The following is a 24,527-nucleotide window of genomic DNA, read 5'->3' on the forward strand; positions in this document are numbered from 1 at the left end:
GGTGCGCCGCGCGCCGTACTGAAATCAGGCTGAATTTTCTTGAACGCGCCGCGCCACGGACGGAAATTCGCCGGGCTGCAGAAAAATTAAGCGCGCGACCGGGACTCTTCAGCGCGCGGCGACTATCGTCGACATCGGATCATCCGCGCACCTTTCGCGCCGCGCGCACGGATCCGATACCCGCACCGCCCGTCACTCGCCTGGATATGCCGCCATGGATGCCTTCAATCGCTGGGAGCACATGATCACGTTGCTCGGGCCGCCTTCCGTGGCGGGCCTCCGGTCGATGCCGATGCCGATGCCGCGCGCGCGACAGGCGGACGGCCCGCGCCGCGGCCATCGCGGCGACGCGCCGACGCCGTCGAGCGGCGACATCCGCCGCCGCAGCGCGATCGTCACCGCCGAGCGGCAGACCGATTCGTCGATGCTGGTGTCGTGGAGCGACCCGACGCACTGCCGCTACGACGAGCAGCGCTGGATCAGCGCGAAGGCGCGCGGGATTGGGCGGTGCGCGCTCACCGGCGGGCCGATCCGGGTCGGCGATGCCATCTACAAGCCCCAGTGGCGCGGCGCGAAACGGCCGGCGAACTGCCGCGAGATGATTCTGGCGTCGGCGCTCGACGTGTTCGCCGCGCGACAGTCCCGGCCATGACGCCGGCAGCGCGGCGTGGCATCGGTTGCGACCGGCGCGGTACGTCGTGACGCCATCAATCTCGGAACGGAGGCGACTGCGACACGCTTGTCGATACCGCGACGAATGGCCGCAGTTTGCACCTGCCCGATCGCACGGCTGCTCGAAGCGGGAATCATTCCGCTATCGAAACGGAGCAATGATCTACTGGCGCGATAGGTGGAGCCCGCGCGCATTCGATCGACCGGCCGAATCAAACGGAAAATACGTCGAATTTTCCCGAACCGGCAAGCATATCGTCTGATATATGAAAATCATATTTACGAGCGAATCGGCAATTCGCACATGAATCGTGCGCCGCCGTGCTCCTCTTGCCGCATTCGGGTGCATAGGGCCACACGCTTGCCACACGACGTCGTCACGGAATTTTTCGTCATTTCAAAAAATTCGATCGCTTCATTCTGATAATTTGAATCATTCTGCTACGTAAATACCGTAGCATTGACGCGAAACCGGCGCGCGGTTTAAACCGTGCGCCGTTGAATGTCACCATCAAGAAATTGCGATGATCCGAATTGGAACACTTCACGTTTTTCTCGACAGACGTGAAATTCGTTCGAACGGCAAGCTGTTGCGCATCGGTAGCCGCGCATTCGAGATTCTCGAGCTGTTGATTCGGGCGAACGGCGCACTGGTATCGAAAGACGAAATCATGCAGCGCGTGTGGCCGCACACCGTGGTGGAAGAAAACAACCTGCAGGTGCACATCGCGTCGCTGCGCAAGGCGCTGGCCGACGACCGGAACCTGATCGTGACGGTGCCGGGCCGCGGCTATCGGCTCGTCATCGAGCAACATGACGACGGCGGCGCGCCCGTGCGCCCCGCGATGTCGCGGCCGTCCGCCGCGCCCGGCGCGCTGTTCGGCCGCGAACGCATGGTCGGCGAGGTGCTGGCCGCGTTGCAGGACGCACGCATCGTGACGCTGGTCGGCGCGGGCGGCATCGGCAAGACGCGAATCGCGATCGAGGCGGCCGCGCGCGCGGATGCGCGTTTTCCCGAAGGCACCGTGTTCGTGTCGCTCGCGACGGTCGCGTGCCCACGCTTCGTGCCGGATGCGCTCGCGGGCGCGTTCGGCATCGCGCAGCCGACCGGCGCGCTGACTCTCGAAGCGGTGCTCGCCGCGGTCGCACGCCGCCGGATGCTGCTCGTGCTCGACAATTGCGAGCACCTGCTCGATGCCGCGGCGCGGATCGCGAGCGCGCTGACCGATGCGGACGACGGGCTGTGCGTGCTCGCGACGAGCCGCGAATCGCTGCGCATCCACGGCGAGCGCGTGTGCCCGGTGCTGCCGCTCGACGTGCCGGACGAAGGCGCGGCCGAACACGATGCGATGCGCGCGAGCGCCGTGCAGTTGTTCGCCGCACGCGCCCGCGCGGCCGATCCGCGTTTTCCGCTCGATGCGCGCAGCCTGTCGCTGATGGCGTCGGTCTGCCGCCGGCTCGATGGTCTGCCGCTTGCGATCGAACTGGCCGCGGCGCGTGCCGCCGTGCTCGGCATCGACGTGCTGGCGGCCCATCTCGACGATCATTTCCGGCTGCTGACGGGCGGTTTCCGCACCGCGCTCCCGCGCCATCAGACATTGCAGGCGATGTACGACTGGAGCGACCGGCTGCTGGGCGATGCCGAGCGCCTGCTGTTGCGCTGGCTCGGCGTGTTCCGCGACGGTTTCTCGATCGAGGCCGTGCGCGCGGTGGTCGGCCCGAACGGGCTGGCCGGCGCCGACCTGCTCGATACGATCGCGGGCCTCGTGTCGAAATCGCTGCTGATCCTCGAGACCGCGCACGGCGCGCCGCGCTACCGGTTGCTGACGACCACGCGCGCGTATGCGCAGCAGCAGCTCGACGCGCACGGCGACGGCGCGGCGGCCGCGCGTGCGCACGCCGGCTATTTCCTCGAGTTGTTCCGGCAAGCGGCGCATGGCGGCGGCGCGCGGGGCAGCGATCATGGCGGCTCCACGCAACTCGAGGCGGTGCGGCGTGAGCTCGGCAACCTGCGTGCCGCGCTCGACTGGGCATTCTCGGCGAACGGCGATGCGGCGCTCGGCGTCGCGCTCGCGGCCGTCGCGGTGCCTTGCCTGTTCGACCTGTCGCTCGTCGACGAATGCCGCGAACGGGCGCGCGTGGCGCTCGATGCGATGCGCGACGCCGACACCACGGCAGAGGCCGCCGATGCGCGCGTGCGCTTGCTCGCCGCCTATGCGGCGGCGCTCGCGCATACGGCCGGATCGACGCAGGCGGTGCACGACGCGTGGTCGGAAGTGCACGCGCTCGGCTTCGATGCGGCCGAGGCGGAGCTGCCGGCGCGCGACGGCTGACGGCGGATGGGCGGTGTGCCTGCCGCGCTTCAGAACGTTTCAGCGCGGCTCAAGGACACGGGCACGCGGCACGCGTAGATTGCGTGCGTAAGGCGCGGCCATTCCGGCACGCTTGCGTGGCGACCCTGTGCGCGCGCCGAGATATCGCGACGCCATTCGCCACGCGGGCGTCGCGACGCGTGCGGTGCCACCTGCGCCGCCGCGTACCCGCCCAACCGGACGAACCGCCGCATGAAACTTCCCGAATCCGACCTTTCCCGCCACGCGGCCGACCTCGGCCTGCTGTTCCTGCGCGTCACCGCCAGCGTGCTGCTGCTCGTGGTTCACGGCTTGCCCAAAGTGTTTCACTACACGTCGGAAGCCGCCGCCATCGAGGATCCGTTCCATCTCGGCCGCACGCTGTCGATCCTGTTTGCGATCTTCGCGGAAGTCGTGTGCCCGATCTTCATGATCGTCGGCGTATGGCCGCGCCTGGCCGCGCTGCCGGTGATGATCATCACGCTCGTCGCGCTGGTGTTCGTCCACCCCGACTGGTCGCTGCGCGATGCGCAGTTCGCGTGGATGCTGCTGATCCTGTTCGGCACGATCGCGATCGCGGGCGCCGGCCGGTATGCGTTGCCGGGCGTGGTACGCCGGCGCGAGTAGCGTGGCGGCGGGCGTCGCCCGCGCCCATCATCCCGTCGCAGCGACGGCGAACCGACCGTCACGCTGCCGTCGCCATCGTTCCGTTCCGTTTCGTTCCGATATGCTGAATCTCTCCGACACGGCGCTCTACGGCGCGCCGATCGTGCTGGCCGATCTCGTCGCGTGGCGCCTGTTCGGACGCGGTCGCGGCGCGACGCGGGCGGTGTGGCGCTGCGCGGCGTTCGCCGCACTGACCGCCGTGCTGTTCGCGCACGGCGTGAGCCCGCTCGCCGTTCCCGCGTCGGCCACCGGCCTCGATCGCGTCGCGCTCCAGGCCATCTGCATCGCGTGGTGGCTGCAATGCGCGATCGTCTTCAGCCTGCTGCTCGATCATCTGCTGTTGCCGCCCGCGTGGCGCAGCCAGCGGCTCTTTCACGACATCGCCGCGGGCGTCGTGTTCGGCGCGGCCGTGGTCGCCGCGCTGGGCTACGTGCTCGGCCTGCCGTTGAGCGGCGTCGTCGCGACGTCCGGCGCCGTGGCGGTGATCCTCGGTCTCGCGCTGCAGAACACGCTGAACGACGTATTCTCCGGGCTCGTGCTGAATACCGCGCAGCCGTTTCGGCTGAACGACACCGTGTCGATCGGCGAAATCGAAGGGCGGATCGTCGAGAGCAACTGGCGGGCGACGAAGCTGATCGACAGCCTCGGCAACCTGGTCGTCGTGCCGAACAGCGCCGCGGCCCGCGCCACCATCGTGAACCTCAGCGAACCGTCCGGCCTGCACGGCGTGACGCTCACGCTCGACGTCGATCCCGCGGTGCGGCCGGCGGTCGTGGTCGGCGCGCTCGAGCGCGCGGCGGCCAGTTCGCTCGACGTGCTCGCGCGCCCCGCGCCGGTTGCCGTCGTGAAGGCGTTCGGCACCAACGCGATCCGCTACGAGCTCCTCGGCTACGTCGACGCGCTGCAGAAGACGACGGCCGTGCGCAACGCGCTGTACGATCTCGCGCATCGGCATCTGGCCGCGGCAGGCACCGCGTGGCGGCCGCTCGCGAGCGCCGCGCCGGCAGCGGCGCCGGACGGGCGCGACGGGCACGATCGACGTGACGTGTCGCGCCGGTTGCTGCTGTTGCGTGCGGTGGACCTGTTCGCGCGCGTCGACGGCGACGATCTCGCCGCGCTGGCCGATGCGCTGGTCCCGCGTTCGTTCGGCCAGGGTGACGTGATCTATGCGTCGAATTCGGATACGCGCGTGCTGACGATCGTCGAATCCGGCGTCGCGGCCGTATTCGTGCCGGGCCCGGCGGGCGACGTCGAGGTGCGGCGCATGGCGCCCGGCGATGCGATCGGGCAATCGGTCGTGCTGGCCGGCACGCGCCTGCATGCGACCGTGCATGCGGTGACCGCGATGACCGTCCTGCAGCTGCGCAGCGACGACCTGTCGGCGCTGATCCGCAGGAAGCCGGAGCTCGGCAGGCTGATGTGTGAATCGGTCACCGAGCACATCGCGGCCGAGGAAAGGATGATGATCCCGCCGGTCGAGAAGGCGCACGCGTCATTCAGCCTGATCGCGTGGCTCGAGAAGGAAATGAAGCGCGTGCACGATTCGATCGTCTGACGCGGGTCGCGCCGCGGTCAGTGACCTTCGCTGGCGCCGAACCACGCGCCCGGGCAAGCGCAGCGGCTAAGGGCCGGCGCGTTGCAAGCGTTCAGGCGAGTCAGGTCGTTCAGGCGGGAAGGCCGGAAGGCAGACAGCACGCGTGCGCGCGGCGCACGGACGGCGCGATCACGCGAGCTGCAAGAGGCGATCGACGAGGTCGGGGCGATCGAGTTGCTCGACCCACCACAGGAGTGCACGGCCGGCCTCGTCGCTGCGCCAGGCGAGATAGCAATGCGTGGTGTCGCGCATGCCGGTCACGCTGCGGGCGACGAGCTTGCCGTCGGCGATCGCGCGGGCGGCGATGCATTCCGGCAGCGTGCCCACCGCCAGCCCTTCGCATTGCGCATCGAGCTTGGCCGCGAGCGTCGGCACCGCGAGCGTCGGCTGGCCCGCGTCGATCGCAACCGATTGCGGCGGCAGTTCGCGCGACGTATCGCTGATCACCGCGCCGCGATACCGGACGACAGTTGCCATCGACAGCGGCTCGGGAAGCGCGGCGAGCGGGTGGGTCGGCGCAACGGCGAACACGTGTTTCAGCGCGCCGATCGGGCGCGCGATGATGTTCGGCAGTTCGGGCGGCGCGCCGGCGGCGCCGACGACGAGATCCGCGCGGCGCGAGATCAGCGCGTCCCAGGCCCCGCCGAGCACTTCGGTCGACAGCCGCAGCCGCGTGTCCATCTCGAGCGCATAGAACCGGTGCACGAACGGCCACATCGCATCGAACGGCAGGATCTCGTCGATACAGATGCGGACCTCGGTTTCCCAGCCTTCCTGCGCACGCTGCGCCTTCATCTCCAGCTGTTCGGCCGCATGCAGGAGCCGCCGGCCTTCCTCGACGACGATGCGGCCCGCGTGCGTGAGCTTCGCGCGTCTCCCGCTGCGGTCGAACAGCATGACGCCGAGATCACTCTCGAGTTTTTGTACCAGGTAGGTCAGGGCGGACGGCACGCGATGCAGCAGTTCCGCGGCTTCGGCGAACGTTCCGGTACGGTCGATCGCATCCAGTGCTTCGAGCGCTTCGAATGACAGCTTCATCGCGAGTTCCGGGTGGAGGAGGCTGGCGCATCATACCAGCGCGTGCCGCACGAAGGGCAGCGCGCGTCATGGTGGTTTGCTAGACTGACACGCCTCGTCATTCACTTGCTTGTCTCCACTCATGACTGCGCGTCAGGCGGACAACGCTTCTTCCGATTTCATCCCGGCCGACGTCAGGCAGACCGTCGTCGCGCAGGCGCTGCCGAAGGGACAGGTCAGCATCGTCCGGCTGAAGACGCTGCGCCGCAACAGCGGGCTCACCGCGCCCTATCAACTGGAGAATTCGGATCTCATCGTGTTGCAGTTGCGCCCGTTCGGCGAACAGGATCTGTGGCTCGACGGCCGCCGCGCGCCGTTCGTGCCCTACGGCGCGGGCACGGTCACGGTTTACGATCTCGATCGCGACTGGGTAGCCGATCTGAAGGGCGCGTTCGACTGCCTGCATTTCCACATGCCGCGCCCGCTGCTCGAGGAAACGGTGGACGACCTCGGCGGCCGGCAGCGGCCGCGGCTTTACCTGCCGCCTCACCTGAGCGCGCACGATCCGATCATCCACTCGCTCGGCCAGTCGCTGCTGCCCGCGCTCGCGCGGCCGGGCGAGGCGTCGCAGATGTTCATCGATCACGTCGGCCTCGCGTTTCAGGCGCACGTGGCCCACCGTTATGGCGGCGTCAGCGAGCGACGGGAAAAGACGTACGGGAAACTCACGCCGTCGCAGGCGCGCCGTGCGAAGGAATTGCTGCTCGAGCATCTCGACGGCAACCTCGGGCTGGCCGACGTGGCGAGCGCATGCGGGCTGTCTCGCAGCTATTTCGTGAAGGCGTTTCACCAGACCACCGGGCTGCCGCCGCATCGCTGGCTCATCGTGCAGCGCGTCGAACGGGCGAAGGAGTGGATGCGCAATCCGAGCCTGCCGTTGAGCATGATCGCCGACGCGTGCGGCTTTGCCGATCAGAGCCACTTCTCGCGGACCTTCACGCGCCTGACCGGCGTCAGCCCTCGCCGCTGGCGCGCGGACCATACCTGAGCGTCGTGATGCGGGGCCGGGCAGGCGAGGTTCGCTTCGTCATCCGGTATCGGAGGGTGTGCATCCTGCGCGGCTCGATTCGGCCGGGTGCGGGGCGGGCGCGGTAGCGGCGATCGCACGTGCGGCGCGCGGCTTGCGCCACGCCGGCCGGATTAGCGCGCGCCTGTAGCGGTGTGCGCAGGGTGCTTATGCGTAGAAGCCGATCAGCATGTCGAGATTGCGTTGCGCGTGCGGCTCGAGCGGCGCGAATTCCGCCGATCGAAACAACGGGGCCTGCGCGCGCAGATGCTCGAGCGCCTGCTTCCGGCCGGCGCGGAAGGCTGCCGACGGTGCATCGGGATCCTGCGCCCACTCGCACGCGATTGCGCGGTCGTACTCGCGCAGCCGGTCGGGTGCGGCCGCGAGGATCGCGAGATCGGCATCGAGAAAAATTTGCGCGGCGCGCTGCAATTCCGGATCGGCGGCGAACCCGTCAGGCAGCCGGTGCGACTTCGTCGCCAGCACCAGGTCGCGGGCAACGGACACGTGCGATGCATGCGCATGCAACCAGGCTGCGTCGCAACGCGCGTGCGTGACCTGCGCGAGCCATTGCGCGCTGAGCGCTTCGTTGTCCGCATACGCCGGCAGGGTCGTCGCGTAGACGATGTCGTGCGCCCACACGGCCAGCTCGATAGCCGGCCACAGCGGGTTCGCACGATACGGCGCGAGGTGAGCGAACAGTTCCGCCAGATGGGCGAGCGTGTGATAGAAGCGCTGCGGCTCGCCGTACGCGCGTTCGACGAGCGGCCACACGGCCGTCGTGCCGAAGCAGGCGTCGCAGGCGGCGCGCAGCGTGCGCGCGATATCGGGATCGAGGGCGTTCATGGCGGCGATCGGCTCGGGCGGGCGATGCGCGCAGCATAGCAAACGTGGCCGCGAGCAGGCATGCCGCTTGCGCACGCGCACGGATTGCACCGTATCGGAGGTTGCCATGAAACGAATCTGGCCGCGCTGCCCGCTGCTCGCGATCTGGGCGGTCGGGGCGCTCGCGCTGTACGCAGACCTCGCCTCGGCGGCGCCCGATGTATCGATCAGCCGCGCGGATGACGGAACGACCGCGTCCGGGCAGCGGGTGAGCCAGTACACGCTGGCGAACCAGCGCGGCGTGACGCTGAAAGTCATCACGTACGGCGCTATCGTGACCGCGCTCGACGTGCCGGATCGAACCGGCCACGTTGCCGACATCGTGCTCGGCTTCGATTCGCTGCACGACTACGAAGCGCACAACGGCAACATCCATTTCGGCGCACTGATCGGCCGGTATGCGAACCGCATTGCCGGCGGCCGGTTCCCGCTCGATGGCCGGACGTGGACGCTGCCGGTCAACGACGGGCCGAACACGTTGCATGGCGGCCCCGGCAGTTTCGACGCGAAGGTATGGACGGTCACCGGTACGCACAGCGACGCGAGCGGTTCGAGCGTCACGCTGAGCTACATGAGCCCCGACGGCGAGAACGGCTTTCCCGGCACGTTGACGACTGACGTCACCTACACGCTGACGCGTGACAACCAGATCCGCATCGACTACCGCGCGACGACCGACAGGGACACGGTCGTCAACCTGACCAACCACAGCTATTTCAATCTGGCCGGGCAGGCGGGCGGCAGCGTCGAGCGGCAACTGATCGAGATCGCCGCCTCGCGCTTCACGCCGACCGACGAGACGTCGATTCCGACCGGGCAACTGGCGAGCGTCGCGGGTACGCCGATGGATCTGCGCCAGCTGACGCCGATCGGCGCGCATTTGCGCGACGCCTATCCGCAACTCGTCATCGCGCATGGGTACGACCAGAACTGGGTGCTCGACCAGGGCGGCCAGCCGGCGCCGGCGTTTGCCGCGCGCGCTTACGACCCGGCGTCGGGGCGTTTCCTCGAGGTGTACACGACGCAGCCGGGGCTGCAGTTCTATACGGCCAACGGATTGAACGGCAGCGTCGCGGGCAAGGGCGGGACGGTCTATCGGCAAACCGATGCGTTTGCGCTGGAGGCCGAGCATTTTCCCGATTCGCCGAATCATCCGGCATTCCCGACGACGGTGCTCAAGCCCGGCGAGACGCTGCACGAAGTGACGGTGTGGCGGGTGGGGGCGCGATGAGCCGGGGCGCGGCCCGGATCGTCTCCGCTACAGGTTGACCACGCCGCGCCCGAGTTCGATCACGCGGCCGCCCACGCCGATTTCGCCGCTCGCATTGACCGACAACCGCAACCGGCAAGGCCGGCCGACGGCGTCGCCCTGTTCGACCTGAAACGCGGCCGGCAGGTCGCGCTTCATCGCAAGCAGCCACCCGCCCAGGTTTGCGCAGGCCGACCCCGTGCCCGGGTCTTCGGAAACGCTGCCTTGCTTCACGAAGAAGTAGCGCGACACCACCGTCCCCGGACGCTCGGCATCGAACGCGAAGACGTAGGCGGTCTTGCGGCCGAGGCTGCTGGTCGGCCAGATATCGAGGCAGGCGCTGTCGGGCTGCGCGCGGCGCACGGCGGCGGGATCCTTGAGCGCGACCAGCAACTGGTCGGCGCCGGTGTCGACCCAGATCGGCGACGTGAGCAGATCGTCTTCCGTGAGCCCCAGCAGCGCCGCCATCCGGGCGTCCGACAATTCGCACGGCGCCGTCTTCGGCATGCCTGCGTGCGGCGCGGTGAACGTCCACACGTCGTCATGCGCGCTCACGTCGACCACGCCGGCCTTGAATTCGAGCGCGAGATCGCCGCCGGCGCCCAGCAAGTCGCGCACGACATGCGCGGTGCCGAGCGTCGGATGGCCCGCGAAGGCCATTTCATAACCGGGCGTGAAGATGCGAACCCGCGCATGGGCGCGCTCCGACGGCAGCACGAAGGTCGTTTCGGACAGGTTGAACTGCACCGCGAGCGCCCGCATGGTCACGTCGTCCATGCCGCGCGCATCGTCGAATACGCAAAGCGGGTTGCCGCCGAAAGTCGATTCGGCGAATACGTTCAGCAGGCGGAAGGCGTAGGCAGGCATTTGAATCTCGTGTGGGTGCGGCAATCGACGGACCGAGGGGCACGTTTGTCGGCGGCTTGCGGCAGAGCGGCGGCGACATCGCGTCGCAATGCGGTGCGTCATTGTGCCCGCAAGATGCGATGAAAGGGCGCCATCCGGGCTGGCCGTTTTTCATGCATGATCGGGGTCTCCGGTTTGCGGATGGAGATCCGGTTCGATCATTCGACTATCCGCAACGTGCAGGTTCGAGCGTGCAGGGGGACGACATGGGATCTGACGGAAGCGCCCCGGGCACCGGCGGCGACCAAGCGAATGCCGGCTCGCCGCAAACGCTCCTGGACGCGATCGTCCGTGGCGTCGAAGGCCACGGCATCCCTGCCGGCACCGATTGGCCGACCGCGAAGCAACTCCTCGCGGACAACGATGGCCAGTGGAAATTCTCGGCGGTGCTGGTCCCAATCGTCGCGCGGCGCGAGCCGACGATCCTGCTGACCCGACGCGCGTCGGACCTCAGCGAATACTCGTCGCATGTGAGTTTTCCGGGCGGACGCCCGGCCGAGTCCGACCGCGATATCGGTACGACCGCTTTGCGCGAGGCATTCGAGGAAATCCGTCTCGCGCCTGATGCGGTCCGCGTGGCCGGCAGCTTGCCGATCCACAAAACCAGAAAACGCAATCACGCGATCTTTCCCGTGGTCGGCATCGTGCCGGAAACGGCGATATGGGAGGCGGCGCCCGCGGAAGTCGCGGAGATCTTCGAGTTTCCGTTCGCCGTGCTGCTGAATCCGGATCTGCTGCGGCAATACACGGACGGCGAACGCACGGGCGCATGGTACTGGGCGGAGCAGGCGCAGGACATCTGGGGCGTGACGGCGCTCATCCTGAGATCGCTCGCCGGTCTGGTGCGCGATGCCATGCGTTGACGGCATGCGTCGACGGTCGCATGCCGACGCACGTCAATGCGACGACACGAATTGCGCATCCTCGAAGGCTTCCGGAATCGCGAAGCTGTCGCGCAAGCGCTGCGTTTCCTTCGCCGGCGTCAGGCCGAACAGGCGCTTGAATTCGCGGCTGAACTGCGACGGGCTCGCATAGCCGACCGCGTAGCCGGCCGCCTCCGCCGTCAGGTCGTCGCGCACCATCAGCAGGCGCGCCTGATGCAGCCGTGTCGACTTCAGGTACTGCATCGGCGACACCTGTGTGATCGCCTTGAAGTGGCTGTGAAAGCTCGGCACGCTCATGCCGGCTGCGTCGGCCAGTTGCGGCACGTCGAGCGGCTGCGCGTAATCGGCATGGATCACGCGCAGTGACCGGCCGATCCGGCCGAACTGCCCGCGCATCGCCAGCGCGCTGCGCATCGCGCTGCCCTGCGCGCCGGTGAGCACGCGGAAATACAGCTCGCGCAGCAGTGCCGGGCCGAGCACCGCGGCGTCGAGCGGCCGGTGCATCGCCTCGACGAAACGCAGCACCGACGCGTGCATCGTCGCATCCATCGGCGTCGACATCATGCTCCTGGGCGCCTGCACGGGCTCCGCCGTCCCTTCGCGGTCGATCTGCGCCGCGAGTTCGGCGGCCATCGTGAAATCGAGGTGCAGATACAGCGCGAGCAGCGGGCGCTCGGGCGTGGCGTCGGTTTCCATGCTGAACGGCACGGGCACGGACACCGCCAGGTAGTGATGTTCGTCGTACAGATAGCGCTCGCCGCCGAAGTAGCCGCGCTTGCAGCCCTGGCACACGATCACGATGCCCGGGTCGTACAGCACCGGCGTGCGCGACAGCGCGCGGTTCGAGCGCAGGATGCGCACGCTCGGCAGCGCCGTCAGGTTGTAGCCTTCGTCGGGCGCCAGCGTGCGCAGCAGCGCCACCAGGCGCTTCCGGTCGCGCGGCGGCAGCGTCGGGGATCGGGCGGGGAGGGGATCGGCGCTCATAGTTTTGTGCAAGAAAATCAGCGGAATCGGGCTTATTTGACGGGGTTCTTCAGACTAGTATGCACGCTCCAATCGACATTCGGGAGAAGCTCACATGGCATCCGGCAAGCTCATGCTCATTACCGGCGTCAGCAGCGGCTTTGGCCGCGCGCTCGCGCAGGAGGCCCTCGCGGCGGGTTACACGGTGGTCGGCACCGTGCGAAGCGCGCAGGCGGCGCAGGATTTCGACGCACTGTCCGCGCGGGCGTTCGCGCGGGTGCTCGACGTGACCGACTTCGACCGCATCGACGGCGTCGTGGCGGACATCGAGGCGAACGTCGGGCCCGTCGACGTCCTGGTGAACAACGCCGGCTACGGGCACGAAGGGATCATGGAAGAGGCGCCGCTCGCGGAGATGCGCCGGCAGTTCGACGTGAACGTGTTCGGCGCGGTCGCGATGATGAAGGCGGTCATGCCTTACATGCGCGAACGGCGGCGTGGCCACATCCTGAACATCACGTCGATGGGCGGCCACATCACGATGCCGGGCATCGCGTACTACTGCGGCAGCAAGTTCGCGCTGGAAGGTATTACCGAAACCGTCGGCAAGGAGCTGGCGCCGTTCGGCATCGCGGTGACGGCCGTGGCGCCGGGTTCGTTCCGCACCGACTGGGCCGGCCGCTCGATGCTGCGCACGCCGCGCTCGATCGCCGATTACGACGCGCTGTTCGATCCGATCCGCCAGGCGCGCGAAGAGAAGAGCGGCAAGCAGCTGGGCGATCCCGCGAAGGCCGCGCGGGCGATGCTCGCGGCGATCGCGGCGGACCATCCGCCCGCGCACCTGCTGCTCGGCAGCGATGCGTTGCGGCTGGTACGCGGCAAGCTGGCGGCGCTGGACGCGGAAATCCGCGCGTGGGAGGCCGTGACGGTGTCGACGGACGGTTGACGTGCCGTGCCGCACGATCGTTCGCCCGTAGCGGGTTCGTCCACGTTGTCGACATCGTCGACGGTCATTCGCAACTTGGCATCCTCGTTTAACAAACCTGTCCGATAATGGCTGCCGGCCAGTGCGCCGTTCATCCACCTCACAGGAGTCATCGCGATGCCATACGTCACAACGAAGGATCACGTCGAGATCTTTTACAAGGACTGGGGCCCGAAGGACGCGCAGCCCATCGTCTTCCATCATGGCTGGCCGTTGTCCGCGGACGACTGGGATGCGCAGATGCTCTTCTTCGTCCAGAAGGGCTATCGCGTGGTGGCGCACGACCGGCGCGGCCACGGCCGGTCGGCGCAGGTATCGGACGGCCACGACATGGATCATTACGCGGCGGACGCGTTCGCGGTCGTCGAGGCGCTCGACCTGCGCAATGCGGTGCACATCGGCCACTCGACCGGTGGCGGCGAAGTCGCGCGCTACGTCGCGAAGCACGGCGAGCCGGCCGGCCGTGTCGCGAAGGCGGTGCTGGTCAGCGCGGTGCCGCCGCTGATGGTGAAAACCGCATCGAACCCGGAAGGCTTGCCGATCGAGGTGTTCGACGGCTTCCGCAAGGCGCTCGCCGACAATCGCGCGCAGTTCTTCCTCGATGTGCCGAGCGGCCCGTTCTACGGGTTCAACCGCGAAGGTGCAACCGTGCATCAGGGCGTGATCCGCAACTGGTGGCGACAAGGGATGGAAGGCAGCGCGAAGGCGCATTACGAAGGCATCAAGGCGTTTTCGGAAACGGACCAGACCGAAGACCTGAAGTCGATCTCCGTCCCGACGCTCGTGCTGCATGGCGAAGACGACCAGATCGTGCCGATCGCGGATGCCGCGCTGAAGTCGATCAAGCTGCTGAAGAACGGCACGTTGAAGACGTACCCGGGCTACTCGCACGGGATGCTGACGATCAACGCGGACGTCCTCAACGCCGACCTGCTGGCTTTCGTGCAGGCGTAACAGTGTGAGCGCAGGCCCGCTTCGGCGGGCTGCGCTGCCATTGCGGGCCGGCGGCGCGCGGTCGCGCCCGTCGCGCTGCCGGCCACGCGGCCGGATCACCGGCCGCTGCGGTTCAGCCCGGGCCGTTGAAGCGGATGCCCGGAAACGTCAGGCGCGGCAGCCGGCTTTCCAGAAACGCGAGCAGTTCGCGCACCTGCGCGGCCTTGGCGGAATCGTCCGGCCAGACGAGGTAGTACGCGTCCCCCGTATTGACGGCGGTCTTGAACGGCAGCACGAGCTGCTTCTCGTCGATGGCCGTCGCGCACAGCGCGAGATCGCCGATCGAAATGCCGTGGCCGGCAATCGCCGCCGCGATCCCCTGTTCGAGCATGTCGAACACCTGCCCGCGCGTGATGTCCACCTCGAGATCATGGCCGCTGCCCTTGAGCCAGCGGCGCCAGTCGCGCCGGTCGGGCGACGGGTGGATCAGCTCGCACGCCGCCGGATTCGTGCGTGCGACCGTCGCGGTCGCTCGCGAGCACACCGGAATCAGCCATTCGTCGAACAGCTTCACGCACTGCGTGGCCTCGCCGAACTTGCCCGCGCCGAGCAGGATCGCGCAATCGTAGGATTCGCTGAAGAAATCGACGGTATCGACGTCCATCCACACGCTCGCGATCTGCACCTCGAACGCGGGCCGCGTGGCGCGAAACGCGGCCAGGGCGTCGAGCAGCCAGCGCATCGTGAGCGTGGACGGCGCCTTGAGCCGCAGCACGTCGCGTTGCGACTGGAACAGCACGCACGCTTCCTCGATCTGCCGGAAGCCGCGCCGCAGGCCCGACGCGAAGATGTGCGCTTCCGCCGTCACGGTCATTTTCGGGCCGTGCCGGACGAACAGCTTCCGCCCGAAGTACGCCTCGAGCGTCCTCACGTGCTTGCTCACCGCGCTTTGCGTGAGGCTGAGTTCCTCGGCGGCCAGCGTAAACGAGCCGGTGCGCGCGGCGCTTTCGAACGCGCGCAGCGCGTAGACAGGCGGGAGCGGTTTGGCCTTCATGGGTTTAGAACAGGAATAAAACTCATGTCATCCGGCAGGATTTTCCGTTTTTCAACAGCAGGCCGGGTACGCAATACTTCAGAAAACCGTGCAATCCGGTGCGCCGAAGCACGATGATGCCACCGTGGCGGGCACGCGCGTCCATTCACCCCACAACTTTTTGTCATGGCACTTCATTACCCGCTGCTGTTCGCCTATCTCGCCGCGATCGTGCTGCTCATCGCGACACCCGGCCCGGTCGTCATGCTCGTGGTCGGCACCGTCGCGCGGCGCGGCTTCCGCCAGGGGATGCTGACCGCGGTGGGCGCGAATGCCGCGAGCCTCGTGATGATCGCGGGGGCGATGCTGATGGTGTTCGGCGTCGTGCTCGTCAGCGAGCGTCTGTTGACCGGGTTGCATGTGGCCGGTTGCGTGTTCATCGCGGTGCTGGCGGTCCGGACGCTGCTCGGCGAATGGCGCGCCGGCCGCACGCGTAACGGCAACGGCGCGCGGGAAGGAGAACCGGCATCGCAGGCGCGCGGCTTGCCGGGCGTCGTGCGCGGCTTTCTCGTCGGCATCGCGAATCCGAAGGACCTGCTGTTCTTCGTCGCGTTCTTTCCGCAGTTCGTCGGCATCACGCCGGATTCGCGCGTGAGCCTGGCCATCCTGGCCGCACTGTGGATCGCGGTCGATTTCACGATCCTGACCAGCTACATGGCCGCGATCAACCATCCGCTGATTCAGCGCAAGCAGCGCTGGATCACGGCGTCGTCGGCGAGCGCGCTGCTCGTGATTGCGCTCGCCGGGCTCGGCAGCACGATCGCGGGCGCCGCGTAAGCCCGCCGGCGATCTGCGTGACGCTTCGTTCGCTCCCACTCCTTGACCGATTTCGATCATGTCCAGCACCCGTCCGGCTTTCTCCGAACACCTCTTTTCCTATGGCACGCTGCAACTCGAACCCGTGCAGCTCGCGACCTTCGGCCGCCAGCTCGACGGTCGCGAGGATGCGATGCCCGGTTACGCGATGACGATGCTGAAGATCGACGATCCGGAAGTGGTGGCGACGAGCGGGAAGACGCATCATCCGGTGGTGGCTTATACCGGCCGGTCCGGTGACCGTGTCACGGGCACCGTGTTCGCGATCACGCCGGCAGAACTGCAGCACGCGGACGACTACGAAGTCGACGCGTATCGCCGCGATCGCGTGGTGCTCGAATCGGGCGTCGCCGCGTGGGTGTACGTGGACGCGACTTCGCCGCGACCGGCCTGAATCCGGCGCGCGAACAGGCGCGTCACTGCCGCGCCTTTGCCTGCTAGTCGTTGCGCAGGAACACGACGTAGCCGCGGAACCACGGATTCGTCGCGAGGTACGGCGGCGCGTCCCATTCGCCGCCCTGGAGGATGCCGATGCGAAACGGCAACTGCAGCCGCGCGACGCGCGGCAGGTAGTCCGCATAGTCGGGGATCGTGCGGCGGCCCTGGTAGGTCTGCACGACCACCTCGTCGACGATCCCCCTGAGCTGGTTGACCTGGTCGGTATCGATGCGGCTGCTCCAGTCGAGCAGCCCGGTGATGCTCAGCCGGCAATCGGCGGGCAGCGTGTCGCGCAGCGACCGCAGGAATTCGAGGTAATCCTGCAGGTGGCGCGTGCGCGCATCGAAGTCGATCTGGATGCCGGTGATCGTGCGGCCCGACGCGCGCCAGCGCGTGAGTTGCGCGAGCGTGATCTGCGTGACGCGCGGCGTCCAGCGTAGCGTATGCGCGCGATAGACGAGCCACACGCGCGCCTGTGGCGCGGGCGGTAGCGCCACGCCCTGCGCGATCACGCGGACCTGCGACTCGTCCCGTGGCGACGCCTCGATCTGCCCTTGCAGCACGTAGACGGCACGTGCGCCGTGCACGACCGCCTGCGGCTTCACGCCTGCCCACAGCCAGAACGCGTCGTACCGCGCGGCGTCGACGGTGCCGGCCAGTGCGACGCGTCCGGCCAGCAGCAGTGCGAGGCACGCCAGGCATGCGATGCGCGTCACGCGGCGCTTACCAGTAGTAGCGAAGCTTCTGCGCCCACGGGCTCCCCGCGTAGCTGGCCTTCAGCGTATCGAACCAGCGCTTGCGCACGTTCTTCGGTACTTCCTTGCCGCCGCATTCGTTGGAGCCGCCCGGTGCATAGCACCTGATCGCGCGGTAGTACGCGTAGGCGCGGTCGTTCGGGTTCGCCTGCGCATCGGCCATCACCGTCACGTAGCTCGACATCCGCTCGAACGGCTTGCCCGCGAACTGGGACGGCGCGGCGCCGAGCGTCGGCGGGATGCGCGTGGCGGCCGTCGTCGACGCGTTGCGCATCCACAGCGGCACCGGATCGTTTTCGAGGCCGGCCGCGGGCGGGTGCAGGCGCACGAAATCGGCGAGACAGTTCAGCCCTTTCGCATCGGCGGGATTCTGCTGGAGCACCGTGGCGATGTCGTGCGCGGACGGGCACGTATAACCGTCTTCGTTCCTGGCGCCGGCCGCGATGAACGGCTTCAGCGGATCGGCCGGCTTGCCGGACACCAGCGCGGCATCGGCGATGAATTCGGCGTAATGCGAACGCGTGAGCTCCTTGTACAGCAGCGTGTACAGCGCGGTGTCGCGCAGCGCGCCGCCGGTCGCCTGGTTTTGCGCCTGGGCGCGCAGCAGGTCCGCATTGGCCGAGCGTTGCAGCAGCACGGCGCGGATCGCGGCGTTCTGCACGGGCGAATCGTCGGCGAACGCATCGTTGACGAGTCCGGCCTGCTCCAGGTTGATCGCGAGCGCGAGTTCCAGCGCTTCGCGCTGGAAGCGGAATGTCGCGAGCGGGATCAGGTCGCGCCACAGCTGGCGCGCCTTGTCGGACTGGCCGCTATCCTCCAGCGCGAACCCGCGCAGCGCCTGCTGGCTCAGGCCGAAGTAGTCGAGCGGCTCCGCGGGCGTCTGCGGCAGCAACGCGAGCGCGGCGTCCGGCTTGTGCCCGATCTGGACGTGCCAGGTCGCGAGCAGGTAGTCGTACAGTGCGGGCGCGTTCGCGAAGCGCGGCTTCTGCGCCTGCAGGTCGTCCAGCGTCAGCGGCTTGGCGCGGCTCGAGTCGCTGTTTTCCGACGTGCGCATGCGCAGCAGGTCGACGGTCGCGAGCACGGTCGGCGACTGGATCTGACTCGCGTCGAATTCCGACCCGAACAGCAGCTTGCTGTCGAGTTCGTTCGCGAGCTGGATCAGCGGCACGTTCGACGTCGCCGGCGACCAGCGCGCGAGCGCGTGGCCGTACAGGTCGGCCTGCTGCGTGACGTTGCCGCCAAGCCACGCGACCCGCCGCAACAGCCCGTTTGCGGAGGTCGCATAGCGCCCCTGCGGGTACACCTTCAGGTAAGTGCGAAACACCGTGTTCGCGGCGTCGAGCGACACCTTCGTCACGCGGCCGCGCGTCGGCGTGGGGCTGTCGTGGTCGAACACGTTGGCCTGCGCGGCGTTCAGCTGCGCGCGCCCGGCCATGTAGAGCCCGGTTTCCTTCAGCCACGGGTTCGCGCTGTGTGACGCGCTCGCGAAGGCCCGGGTCGCGGTGAGGAAGTCGGCGCGGTAGAACGCGTTCGTGCCGTCGAGGTACGCGGCGAACTGCTGGCCGAGCGGCGACTTGACGGGCGGTTTGGTCCACGCGGCACTCGCGCCGCCGGCGGCGCAAGTCTTCTGCGCGATGTCGGCGCGCGCCGCGCGCAGCCGTGAGGCTTCGTCGGCGGGGAGGCCGCCGGCACCGCCCAGTGCGTCGTTGAACGCATCGACGCCCGAGGCCATGCTGCGGCAGATGCTGCCTTCGCCGTCGGCGTACTGGTTCGACGGCGCTTCGGCATCCGTTGCGCTGCCGGTCTTGTCGGGCTCCTTCTGCCCGATATAGATCCATCCGGAGAAGTCCATCGGGAACGGCACGATGATCTGGTTGATCCGGTCTTTCGCCGGGATCGTCTTCGGGTCGGGAAACGCCTGCGCGACCTTGGCGCTGTCGACCATCATCAGCATCGCGTTGATGCGCGTGTCGTTGGCCGGGCTCAGCATCGGCACGTTGGCGCAGGAGTAGGTGTTTTGCCGGAGCGTGGTCGGCGCATAGCAGCCGTCGTCGCCGCTGGCATGGGCAACGGGAATCCAGAACAGGCTGGCCGCCAGCGCGGCGAACAGGTGTCGGTGCAGCAATGGGCTATTAGGCATTTCTTCTTGTGCCGGGTGTGGGGCCGCAGCGGCCGGGTCTCTCAGGTGAGGCGTTTCGCCCCGGCGCGTATCGTACCGCACCGGTCGCTTCGGCCGCGAGCGCGCGCAGACCGGCCGATCGCCGCATCGAATGCGGGCCGGCGAAATGGAAGTCCACTCACTGTAGACGCAACGCCACCTTGAATCCGGACCGCCTGAATTAAGATGCAGCCGGCAGTGACGGACATCCGACGATAGACGACCCGTCGTCGTCGCTGCCTGACGGGGGCGGTCTGCCGGAAGCGGCGTTCGCATCGATCCGCACGACGGGGTCGATCATGATTGAGGGTGAGCGGACGCCGGTTTCCATGCCTGTTCAATAGTATTGCTTATCAATAGGCCGATCGATGCGAGGCATCGTGAGGCGAACGGCAGACGAGAGTGCGCCGGCACACGAAAAGAAGAGGATTCCGATGAAACCCATTACATGGATGGTCATGGCAGTCGCGCTCGCGCTGTCCGCCTGCGGCGGCGACGACGTCGCCACGAACGGCGGCGTGTCGTCGTCGCCGAACACGCCCGGTACGCCTTCCGGCCCGACCTCGCCCGGTGGCGGCACGAACGGCGGCTCGAACGGCGGGCCGACGGGCGGCGGCGGGACGACGCAACCGCAGGCCGGCTGGTCGAAGGCTGCCGCCGTGGACGGCAACGGGCCGGAAGGCCAGCCCAGCGTGACCATCGACGCGAGCGGCAACGCGCTCGCCACCTGGATGACCAATGGCCCGGCCGGCACGAACGGCAACGAAATGTGGGGCGCGCGCCGTGTGGCGGGCTCGGGCTGGGGCAGCGCGACGCGGCTCGACACGGGCGACGGTTCGCATGCGATGAACACGCTGACCGGCGTGCAGCCGAAACTGGTCGGCAATGCGAGCGGGCAGGCGGTCGCGTTCTGGACCGAATGGACGCCGGGCGCCAACACGTACGCGTTGTGGGCGCGCCCGTACAGCCCGGGTAGCGGCTGGGGCACGCCGGTCACGCTCGCGCCGGACATGGCCGGGTCGTCCTATTCGGCCGGCATGGACAGCCAGGGCAACGCGCTCGTCACCTGGACGCAGTCGATCAGCCTGCTCGATACGCGCATCGCGTGGTCGCGCTATACGCAGGCCGGGCAGTGGTCGCCGACGGCGCTGGTCCAGATGCCGGTGCAGAGCGGCCCGGACGCCGTGACCGGCGACACCGACAACGTGCGGCCGATGCTGTCGGTGCTGTCGTCCGGCCGGGCGGTGCTCGCGTGGCGGCAGACCAACCATACGAAATCGGCGCTGTGGACGGCCACGTACGACGCGACCAACGGCTGGACCAACGTCAACCCGGTCGTCTCGAACTCGAGCCTGTTCACGACGATCATCTCGCCGGTCGCCGGCATGGACGCGAAGGGCAACATCACGCTGGTCTGGGGGCAACTCGACGTGACGGGCGGCAAGCTCTACAACGCCACGATGTCGCAGCGCTATGTGTCCGGAACCGGGTGGCAGCCCGCGCAGCCGGTCGCCCCGGCGATCGTGGTGCCCACGGGCTTCATCGCGACGCCGATGCTGACCGTCAACGAAAACGGCGTGGCCGCCGCGATGTGGGCGGAAGGCGGCGCGGTGCTGCAGGCGAGCGTGTCGGACGCCAGCGGAAACTGGGGGCCGTTGCAGAAGCTGACGGAACACCTGAACGGGGCGGCGCTCCAGTACCCGCCGCTGGTGATCGACCCGGCCGGCAACGTGACGGTCGCCTGGGAGGACACGGGCACGCCGAACGCGTCGGTTCTCCTCGTGGCCGGCTACCGGAACGGCGCGTGGAGCACGTCGACGGCGGATCCGCAGGATGGAACGTGGCCGGCGCTGGCCGTCAACGCTGCGGGGGCGATGGCGCTCGTCTGGCAGGGGTTTGCCGCGAACATCGGCAGCCAGATCCAGTCCAGTTTTTATACGCCGGGCTCGTAATCGTGTCGCGTCGGGCATTCGAAGGAGAAGCCATGAAGCAAGTCTTGCAGTGCACCGTTGCTACCTTGCGGACCGCGCTGGGCGCGGCGGCCGCCGGCCTCGTGTTGTCCGCGTGCGGTTCGACGCAGATGAACATGGTCGACGTGCAGACGTCGACCGCGAAGACGCTCGGCCTCGCGTCGTCGGACGAGATCACGATCGCCAACGTGCAGTACGGGAAGAAGGACGGGTTGGGTGGCCAGAAGGTGGGTTACGACGCGACGACCGGCAAGGGGCGGCGTTTCGGCTGTACGGTGTTCATGATTCCGGGGCTCACGCCGATCGATCGGCCGACGTACAACAACTGGGAATGCCATCCGCAACGCTGATGGCCGCGAGATCGACGGCGCCCGTTGCAGGGCGCCGGTCGGCCGCTTGTGTGGACGACATGCCGCGTCGGCCTTGCGCCGGCGCAATTTGGTCCGATAATCGACGAACCGATCTATCCTCCCGTGTCGGCTCGATAAAAAAACTGTCATGGATCAAGCGGCATTCGTCCCTGTTTTCAAGTTTCGCACGATCGACTACCCCGAACAGGACCGGTTCCACGTCTGGGTCAAGGACATGCTGTGCGACTACCGTCTCGATGACGACGGCGGCCACGGCGCGTTCGACGCGGAAGCGAGCGGCGCGGCGCTCGGCCCGCTGATCCTGTCGGGCCGGCAATGGCGGTCGCGCGCACCGGCCTATCGGGTCAATCGCACCACACGGCGAATCCGGCTCGACGGCCAGGATTCGATCCGCTTCACGCTGCTGCTCGGCGGTCGGCTGGCCAGCTACACCGGCGGGCCCGAACTGGTCAAGCGCGCCGGCGACGTGTTCGTCTACGACGTCGCGCAGGTCAACGACTGCCGGGTCGAGGCCGGCGACGTGATCAGCCTGGTCGTGCCGAGGTACCTGCTGCCGAGCCATGCCGCACAGGCGCACGGCCAGACGCTGACGAGCGGCGTAGGGCGGCTGCTGGGCGACCACCTGCTGTCGCTGTTCCGCAACCTGCCGACTCTGCGCACGCAAGAGATCCCGGGCATCGTGCAATCGATGTTGCTGCTGCTGGCCGCGGCCGTTTCACCCACCACGCAGGCGCTGCACGACGCACGCGGCCCGATCGACGGGGCGCTGGCCGAGCGGGTCCGGCGCTACATCGACGTGCATCTGCTGGAGCCGGACCTCGATCCCGACCGGATCTGCCGCGACATCGGCGTGTCGAGAGCGCGGCTCTACCAGCTGTTCAAGGAGGACGGCGGCGTGATGCGGCAGATCACGCGCCGGCGGCTGCGCCATGCGTACCACGTGCTGGGCGACCCGCAGCGCCGGCATCGGCGCATCGCGGAAATTGCGTGGGCGCACGGCTTTCCCGACGAGAAGTATTTCCACCGGCTGTTCAAGGCGGAGTTCGGCCACACGCCGAAGGAAACGCTCGAATGCGCGACCGCGCCGGTGCTGCTGCCATGCGATGCGGCCGAGGATCGATGGGCGGACGGCGGCCGGCTGACAGGGTGGACGTTGCCGTTCGGCGTGCTCACCAACTGAGCGGGCGGGGCACGCCGGCCGCCGCACGGCGGTTCGTGTCGTGCGTCACGCGTACGCGCTGCTCGCCACACCGCCTTCATCGACATCGTCGATCGCGGCCCGCAAGTCGTCGATCGCCACCATCAGCTCGCGGACCTGCCGCAACGACGGGTACTGGTGCAGCACCGCATGCCATTGCGGCAGCGTCAGCAGCGCGTGCCAGACCACACCGAGGCCGCCCGGATCGGCATCCGGCCGCTGCGCGAGCGCGCTCGCGTATTCGAGGCTCGCCTGCGCCGACAGCAGCTGCATCCGGCTGGCGGCGCCCAGCAGGCGCGGCGTCGTGTCGGCGGACGCATCGCAGCAATAGAGCACTTCGCGTGGCAGCGTCGCTTCATCGGTCGTCAGTGCGCGCAGCGACGCGCCGTGCACGCGCACCGTGCCCTGGTGCGTCTCGAACGCATAGAGTGTGTCCGGGTCGGCCTGCGCGAGCAGGTTCAGGCCGCGCAGCAGCCGCGGCAGATCGGTCGTCGCGGCATCCGCGGACGCTTTCGCTTCGACGAGGAAGCGTACGTTCCAGGCGGGCGCCGGGTCATCGCCGCGCGGGCGTTCGAGCAGGATCGCGTCCCATTCGGTTTTCGCGCGATCGTGGCGGCCCGGAATCGATGACGGCACGCGCATCGACGTCACCACCCGGTACGTGCGGCGTGCGTCGACGGCGTCGAGCCGGCGCGCCAGCGCATCGAGCGCCTGCGCGGCCAGCGCTTCGACGGCCGCGCCGCGCTGCTGCGACGCGACGCCCTGCGCGACGGCGACGGTGCTGCCTTCGAGCGGGCCCTGGCGCACCCACAGCGCCCGGTAGCGCCGCACGTGCTCGTCCGATGCCAGTGCGGCGACGCGCAGCATGCGTTCGAGCGCGGGGCTGTCTTTCAGCTTGACGATGTCCTGCTCGAACGCGGCATCGGTCGCCATGTCGGGCAGCGCGAGCAGGTGCAGCAGCGTGTCGTGCAGGTCGGCCCACGACGCGGTGGTGGCGGCCGCATGCAGCCGCGCGAGGCCGTCGCGTTGCCAGGGGCGGGCGCTGCGCTCGAGCTTGGCCGGGTGCGCGATCGCGTTGACGGCCGAGTGCAGCGCGCGACGGTCCTGCTCGGCGTGCGCGGACAACGACGCGTATTCGCGCACGCTCGGCGCATCGTGCCGCAGCACCGCGGCCTGAAAGGCGGGATCGCCGGCGTGCGTGTCCATTGCATCGCGGATCATCCGCGCGAGGGCGTCGATGAAGCGCTGCCGTAGCACCGCGTCGGGCGTCCGTCCGTCGCTTCGCATCCGGCGCGCTTCCTCGATCACGATCGCGAGCGTGGCGGCCGGGTTCGCGGCGTCGGCCGGCGACAGCGTGCTGTCGAGCGGCGGCAGCCGGTAGCGGCGCGCGACGGTGCGCAGGGTTTCGTCGAGCAGAGCGGGAAGCGGTGTCAGCGACATGGTCGGTATCGGCTTGAAGGCGATGCGCGGGCCCGGGGGTAGGGTGTGGTGGTGCGGTGGACGCGACGATGTGCAACGTTATCACGCCGGGACGAGCGGGATACGGGGCATGTCGTT

The 24,527-nt window shown here is 68.2% G+C and carries 22 protein-coding genes; 14 read left to right on the forward strand and 8 right to left on the reverse strand.

Annotated elements, in window-relative coordinates; translation table 11 throughout:
• Window positions 1-214: 214 nt before the first annotated feature.
• The 4 genes from CFB45_RS34185 (at window position 215) to CFB45_RS34200 (ending at window position 5,244) form a co-directional block, all read left to right on the forward strand.
• Window positions 215-652, forward strand: coding sequence for a DUF3331 domain-containing protein (locus CFB45_RS34185; RefSeq protein WP_089429534.1), 438 nt, complete (start codon window positions 215-217; stop codon window positions 650-652).
• Window positions 653-1,196: 544 nt separating this feature from the next.
• On the forward strand, window positions 1,197-3,005 hold the full coding sequence (locus CFB45_RS34190) for a winged helix-turn-helix domain-containing protein (protein ID WP_089429535.1): 1,809 nt from the start codon (window positions 1,197-1,199) through the stop codon (window positions 3,003-3,005).
• 231 nt (window positions 3,006-3,236) lie between these two features.
• Window positions 3,237-3,650, forward strand: a complete 414-nt coding sequence (locus CFB45_RS34195) for a DoxX family protein (protein WP_089429536.1) — start codon at window positions 3,237-3,239, stop codon at window positions 3,648-3,650.
• A 100-nt stretch (window positions 3,651-3,750) separates the two neighbouring features.
• On the forward strand, window positions 3,751-5,244 hold the full coding sequence (locus CFB45_RS34200) for a mechanosensitive ion channel family protein (RefSeq protein ID WP_089429537.1): 1,494 nt from the start codon (window positions 3,751-3,753) through the stop codon (window positions 5,242-5,244).
• Between the two features lie 168 nt (window positions 5,245-5,412).
• Here the strand turns inward: CFB45_RS34200 and CFB45_RS34205 are convergent, their stop codons facing one another.
• The gene (locus tag CFB45_RS34205) at window positions 5,413-6,321 is read right to left on the reverse strand and encodes a LysR family transcriptional regulator (protein WP_089429538.1); all 909 of its coding nucleotides are present in this window, start codon (window positions 6,319-6,321) and stop codon (window positions 5,413-5,415) included.
• A gap of 121 nt (window positions 6,322-6,442) precedes the next feature.
• Between CFB45_RS34205 and CFB45_RS34210 the strand changes: the two genes are divergently transcribed.
• On the forward strand, window positions 6,443-7,348 hold the full coding sequence (locus CFB45_RS34210; protein ID WP_089429539.1) for a helix-turn-helix domain-containing protein: 906 nt from the start codon (window positions 6,443-6,445) through the stop codon (window positions 7,346-7,348).
• 186 nt (window positions 7,349-7,534) lie between these two features.
• Here CFB45_RS34210 and CFB45_RS34215 read toward each other — a convergent pair whose 3' ends face one another.
• A complete protein-coding gene (locus CFB45_RS34215; RefSeq protein ID WP_089429540.1) occupies window positions 7,535-8,212 on the reverse strand; it encodes a hypothetical protein in 678 nt (225 codons plus the stop codon).
• A 106-nt stretch (window positions 8,213-8,318) separates the two neighbouring features.
• Between CFB45_RS34215 and CFB45_RS34220 the strand changes: the two genes are divergently transcribed.
• A complete protein-coding gene (locus CFB45_RS34220) occupies window positions 8,319-9,482 on the forward strand; it encodes an aldose epimerase family protein (RefSeq protein ID WP_089430111.1) in 1,164 nt (387 codons plus the stop codon).
• 27 nt (window positions 9,483-9,509) lie between these two features.
• On the opposite strand, the gene CFB45_RS34225 is transcribed toward CFB45_RS34220, so the two are convergent.
• Window positions 9,510-10,367, reverse strand: coding sequence for a PhzF family phenazine biosynthesis protein (locus CFB45_RS34225; protein WP_089429541.1), 858 nt, complete (start codon window positions 10,365-10,367; stop codon window positions 9,510-9,512).
• A gap of 11 nt (window positions 10,368-10,378) precedes the next feature.
• Between CFB45_RS34225 and CFB45_RS34230 the strand changes: the two genes are divergently transcribed.
• A complete protein-coding gene (locus tag CFB45_RS34230) occupies window positions 10,379-11,269 on the forward strand; it encodes an NUDIX hydrolase (protein WP_256978478.1) in 891 nt (296 codons plus the stop codon).
• 33 nt (window positions 11,270-11,302) lie between these two features.
• Here the strand turns inward: CFB45_RS34230 and CFB45_RS34235 are convergent, their stop codons facing one another.
• Window positions 11,303-12,274, reverse strand: a complete 972-nt coding sequence (locus CFB45_RS34235; RefSeq protein ID WP_089429543.1) for an AraC family transcriptional regulator — start codon at window positions 12,272-12,274, stop codon at window positions 11,303-11,305.
• Between the two features lie 94 nt (window positions 12,275-12,368).
• Here CFB45_RS34235 and CFB45_RS34240 point away from each other — a divergent pair, with 94 nt between their 5' ends.
• Both CFB45_RS34240 and CFB45_RS34245 read left to right on the forward strand, forming a co-directional pair.
• Entirely contained in the window at window positions 12,369-13,199 is an 831-nt protein-coding gene (locus CFB45_RS34240; protein WP_089429544.1) for an oxidoreductase, read from the forward strand.
• A gap of 156 nt (window positions 13,200-13,355) precedes the next feature.
• Window positions 13,356-14,192, forward strand: a complete 837-nt coding sequence (locus CFB45_RS34245) for an alpha/beta fold hydrolase (protein ID WP_089429545.1) — start codon at window positions 13,356-13,358, stop codon at window positions 14,190-14,192.
• 112 nt (window positions 14,193-14,304) lie between these two features.
• Here the strand turns inward: CFB45_RS34245 and CFB45_RS34250 are convergent, their stop codons facing one another.
• Window positions 14,305-15,225 (reverse strand): LysR substrate-binding domain-containing protein, encoded by a 921-nt coding sequence (locus CFB45_RS34250; RefSeq protein ID WP_089429546.1) that lies wholly within the window; start codon window positions 15,223-15,225, stop codon window positions 14,305-14,307.
• 165 nt (window positions 15,226-15,390) lie between these two features.
• Here CFB45_RS34250 and CFB45_RS34255 point away from each other — a divergent pair, with 165 nt between their 5' ends.
• Both CFB45_RS34255 and CFB45_RS34260 read left to right on the forward strand, forming a co-directional pair.
• Window positions 15,391-16,041: a LysE family translocator gene (locus CFB45_RS34255; RefSeq protein ID WP_089429547.1), complete on the forward strand. Its 651-nt coding sequence runs from the start codon at window positions 15,391-15,393 to the stop codon at window positions 16,039-16,041.
• Between the two features lie 58 nt (window positions 16,042-16,099).
• The gene (locus CFB45_RS34260) at window positions 16,100-16,474 is read left to right on the forward strand and encodes a gamma-glutamylcyclotransferase family protein (RefSeq protein ID WP_089429548.1); all 375 of its coding nucleotides are present in this window, start codon (window positions 16,100-16,102) and stop codon (window positions 16,472-16,474) included.
• Window positions 16,475-16,517: 43 nt separating this feature from the next.
• Here the strand turns inward: CFB45_RS34260 and CFB45_RS34265 are convergent, their stop codons facing one another.
• Both CFB45_RS34265 and CFB45_RS34270 read right to left on the reverse strand, forming a co-directional pair.
• The gene (locus CFB45_RS34265) at window positions 16,518-17,234 is read right to left on the reverse strand and encodes a DUF3142 domain-containing protein (RefSeq protein ID WP_373558431.1); all 717 of its coding nucleotides are present in this window, start codon (window positions 17,232-17,234) and stop codon (window positions 16,518-16,520) included.
• A gap of 7 nt (window positions 17,235-17,241) precedes the next feature.
• On the reverse strand, window positions 17,242-19,413 hold the full coding sequence (locus tag CFB45_RS34270; protein ID WP_089429549.1) for a hypothetical protein: 2,172 nt from the start codon (window positions 19,411-19,413) through the stop codon (window positions 17,242-17,244).
• 452 nt (window positions 19,414-19,865) lie between these two features.
• On the opposite strand from CFB45_RS34270, the gene CFB45_RS34275 reads away from it, so the two are divergent.
• The 3 genes from CFB45_RS34275 (at window position 19,866) to CFB45_RS34285 (ending at window position 22,952) form a co-directional block, all read left to right on the forward strand.
• Window positions 19,866-21,383, forward strand: a complete 1,518-nt coding sequence (locus CFB45_RS34275; protein ID WP_089429550.1) for a hypothetical protein — start codon at window positions 19,866-19,868, stop codon at window positions 21,381-21,383.
• A 32-nt stretch (window positions 21,384-21,415) separates the two neighbouring features.
• Entirely contained in the window at window positions 21,416-21,751 is a 336-nt protein-coding gene (locus CFB45_RS34280) for a hypothetical protein (protein ID WP_089429551.1), read from the forward strand.
• Window positions 21,752-21,899: 148 nt separating this feature from the next.
• A complete protein-coding gene (locus CFB45_RS34285; RefSeq protein WP_089429552.1) occupies window positions 21,900-22,952 on the forward strand; it encodes a helix-turn-helix domain-containing protein in 1,053 nt (350 codons plus the stop codon).
• Window positions 22,953-22,997: 45 nt separating this feature from the next.
• On the opposite strand, the gene CFB45_RS34290 is transcribed toward CFB45_RS34285, so the two are convergent.
• Window positions 22,998-24,410 (reverse strand): 3-deoxy-D-arabino-heptulosonate 7-phosphate synthase, encoded by a 1,413-nt coding sequence (locus CFB45_RS34290; protein WP_089429553.1) that lies wholly within the window; start codon window positions 24,408-24,410, stop codon window positions 22,998-23,000.
• Window positions 24,411-24,527: the final 117 nt, after the last annotated feature.

The sequence above is a fragment of the Burkholderia sp. HI2500 genome, assembly GCF_002223055.1.
In the GTDB taxonomy this organism is placed as follows: domain Bacteria; phylum Pseudomonadota; class Gammaproteobacteria; order Burkholderiales; family Burkholderiaceae; genus Burkholderia.

What these genes read in the sequence shown, in the direction of transcription:
- CFB45_RS34215 (WP_089429540.1), bottom strand. Translation starts at nt 8,212, where the DNA reads ATGAACGCCCTCGATCCCGATATCGCGCGCACGCTGCGCGCCGCCTGC.
- CFB45_RS34290 (WP_089429553.1), bottom strand. Translation starts at nt 24,410, where the DNA reads ATGTCGCTGACACCGCTTCCCGCTCTGCTCGACGAAACCCTGCGCACC.
- CFB45_RS34200 (WP_089429537.1), top strand. Translation starts at nt 3,751, where the DNA reads ATGCTGAATCTCTCCGACACGGCGCTCTACGGCGCGCCGATCGTGCTG.
- CFB45_RS34280 (WP_089429551.1), top strand. Translation starts at nt 21,416, where the DNA reads ATGAAGCAAGTCTTGCAGTGCACCGTTGCTACCTTGCGGACCGCGCTG.
- CFB45_RS34285 (WP_089429552.1), top strand. Translation starts at nt 21,900, where the DNA reads ATGGATCAAGCGGCATTCGTCCCTGTTTTCAAGTTTCGCACGATCGAC.
- CFB45_RS34225 (WP_089429541.1), bottom strand. Translation starts at nt 10,367, where the DNA reads ATGCCTGCCTACGCCTTCCGCCTGCTGAACGTATTCGCCGAATCGACT.
- CFB45_RS34250 (WP_089429546.1), bottom strand. Translation starts at nt 15,225, where the DNA reads ATGAAGGCCAAACCGCTCCCGCCTGTCTACGCGCTGCGCGCGTTCGAA.
- CFB45_RS34220 (WP_089430111.1), top strand. Translation starts at nt 8,319, where the DNA reads ATGAAACGAATCTGGCCGCGCTGCCCGCTGCTCGCGATCTGGGCGGTC.
- CFB45_RS34195 (WP_089429536.1), top strand. Translation starts at nt 3,237, where the DNA reads ATGAAACTTCCCGAATCCGACCTTTCCCGCCACGCGGCCGACCTCGGC.
- CFB45_RS34235 (WP_089429543.1), bottom strand. Translation starts at nt 12,274, where the DNA reads ATGAGCGCCGATCCCCTCCCCGCCCGATCCCCGACGCTGCCGCCGCGC.
- CFB45_RS34270 (WP_089429549.1), bottom strand. Translation starts at nt 19,413, where the DNA reads ATGCCTAATAGCCCATTGCTGCACCGACACCTGTTCGCCGCGCTGGCG.
- CFB45_RS34245 (WP_089429545.1), top strand. Translation starts at nt 13,356, where the DNA reads ATGCCATACGTCACAACGAAGGATCACGTCGAGATCTTTTACAAGGAC.
- CFB45_RS34255 (WP_089429547.1), top strand. Translation starts at nt 15,391, where the DNA reads ATGGCACTTCATTACCCGCTGCTGTTCGCCTATCTCGCCGCGATCGTG.
- CFB45_RS34210 (WP_089429539.1), top strand. Translation starts at nt 6,443, where the DNA reads ATGACTGCGCGTCAGGCGGACAACGCTTCTTCCGATTTCATCCCGGCC.
- CFB45_RS34275 (WP_089429550.1), top strand. Translation starts at nt 19,866, where the DNA reads ATGAAACCCATTACATGGATGGTCATGGCAGTCGCGCTCGCGCTGTCC.
- CFB45_RS34185 (WP_089429534.1), top strand. Translation starts at nt 215, where the DNA reads ATGGATGCCTTCAATCGCTGGGAGCACATGATCACGTTGCTCGGGCCG.
- CFB45_RS34190 (WP_089429535.1), top strand. Translation starts at nt 1,197, where the DNA reads ATGATCCGAATTGGAACACTTCACGTTTTTCTCGACAGACGTGAAATT.
- CFB45_RS34205 (WP_089429538.1), bottom strand. Translation starts at nt 6,321, where the DNA reads ATGAAGCTGTCATTCGAAGCGCTCGAAGCACTGGATGCGATCGACCGT.
- CFB45_RS34260 (WP_089429548.1), top strand. Translation starts at nt 16,100, where the DNA reads ATGTCCAGCACCCGTCCGGCTTTCTCCGAACACCTCTTTTCCTATGGC.
- CFB45_RS34240 (WP_089429544.1), top strand. Translation starts at nt 12,369, where the DNA reads ATGGCATCCGGCAAGCTCATGCTCATTACCGGCGTCAGCAGCGGCTTT.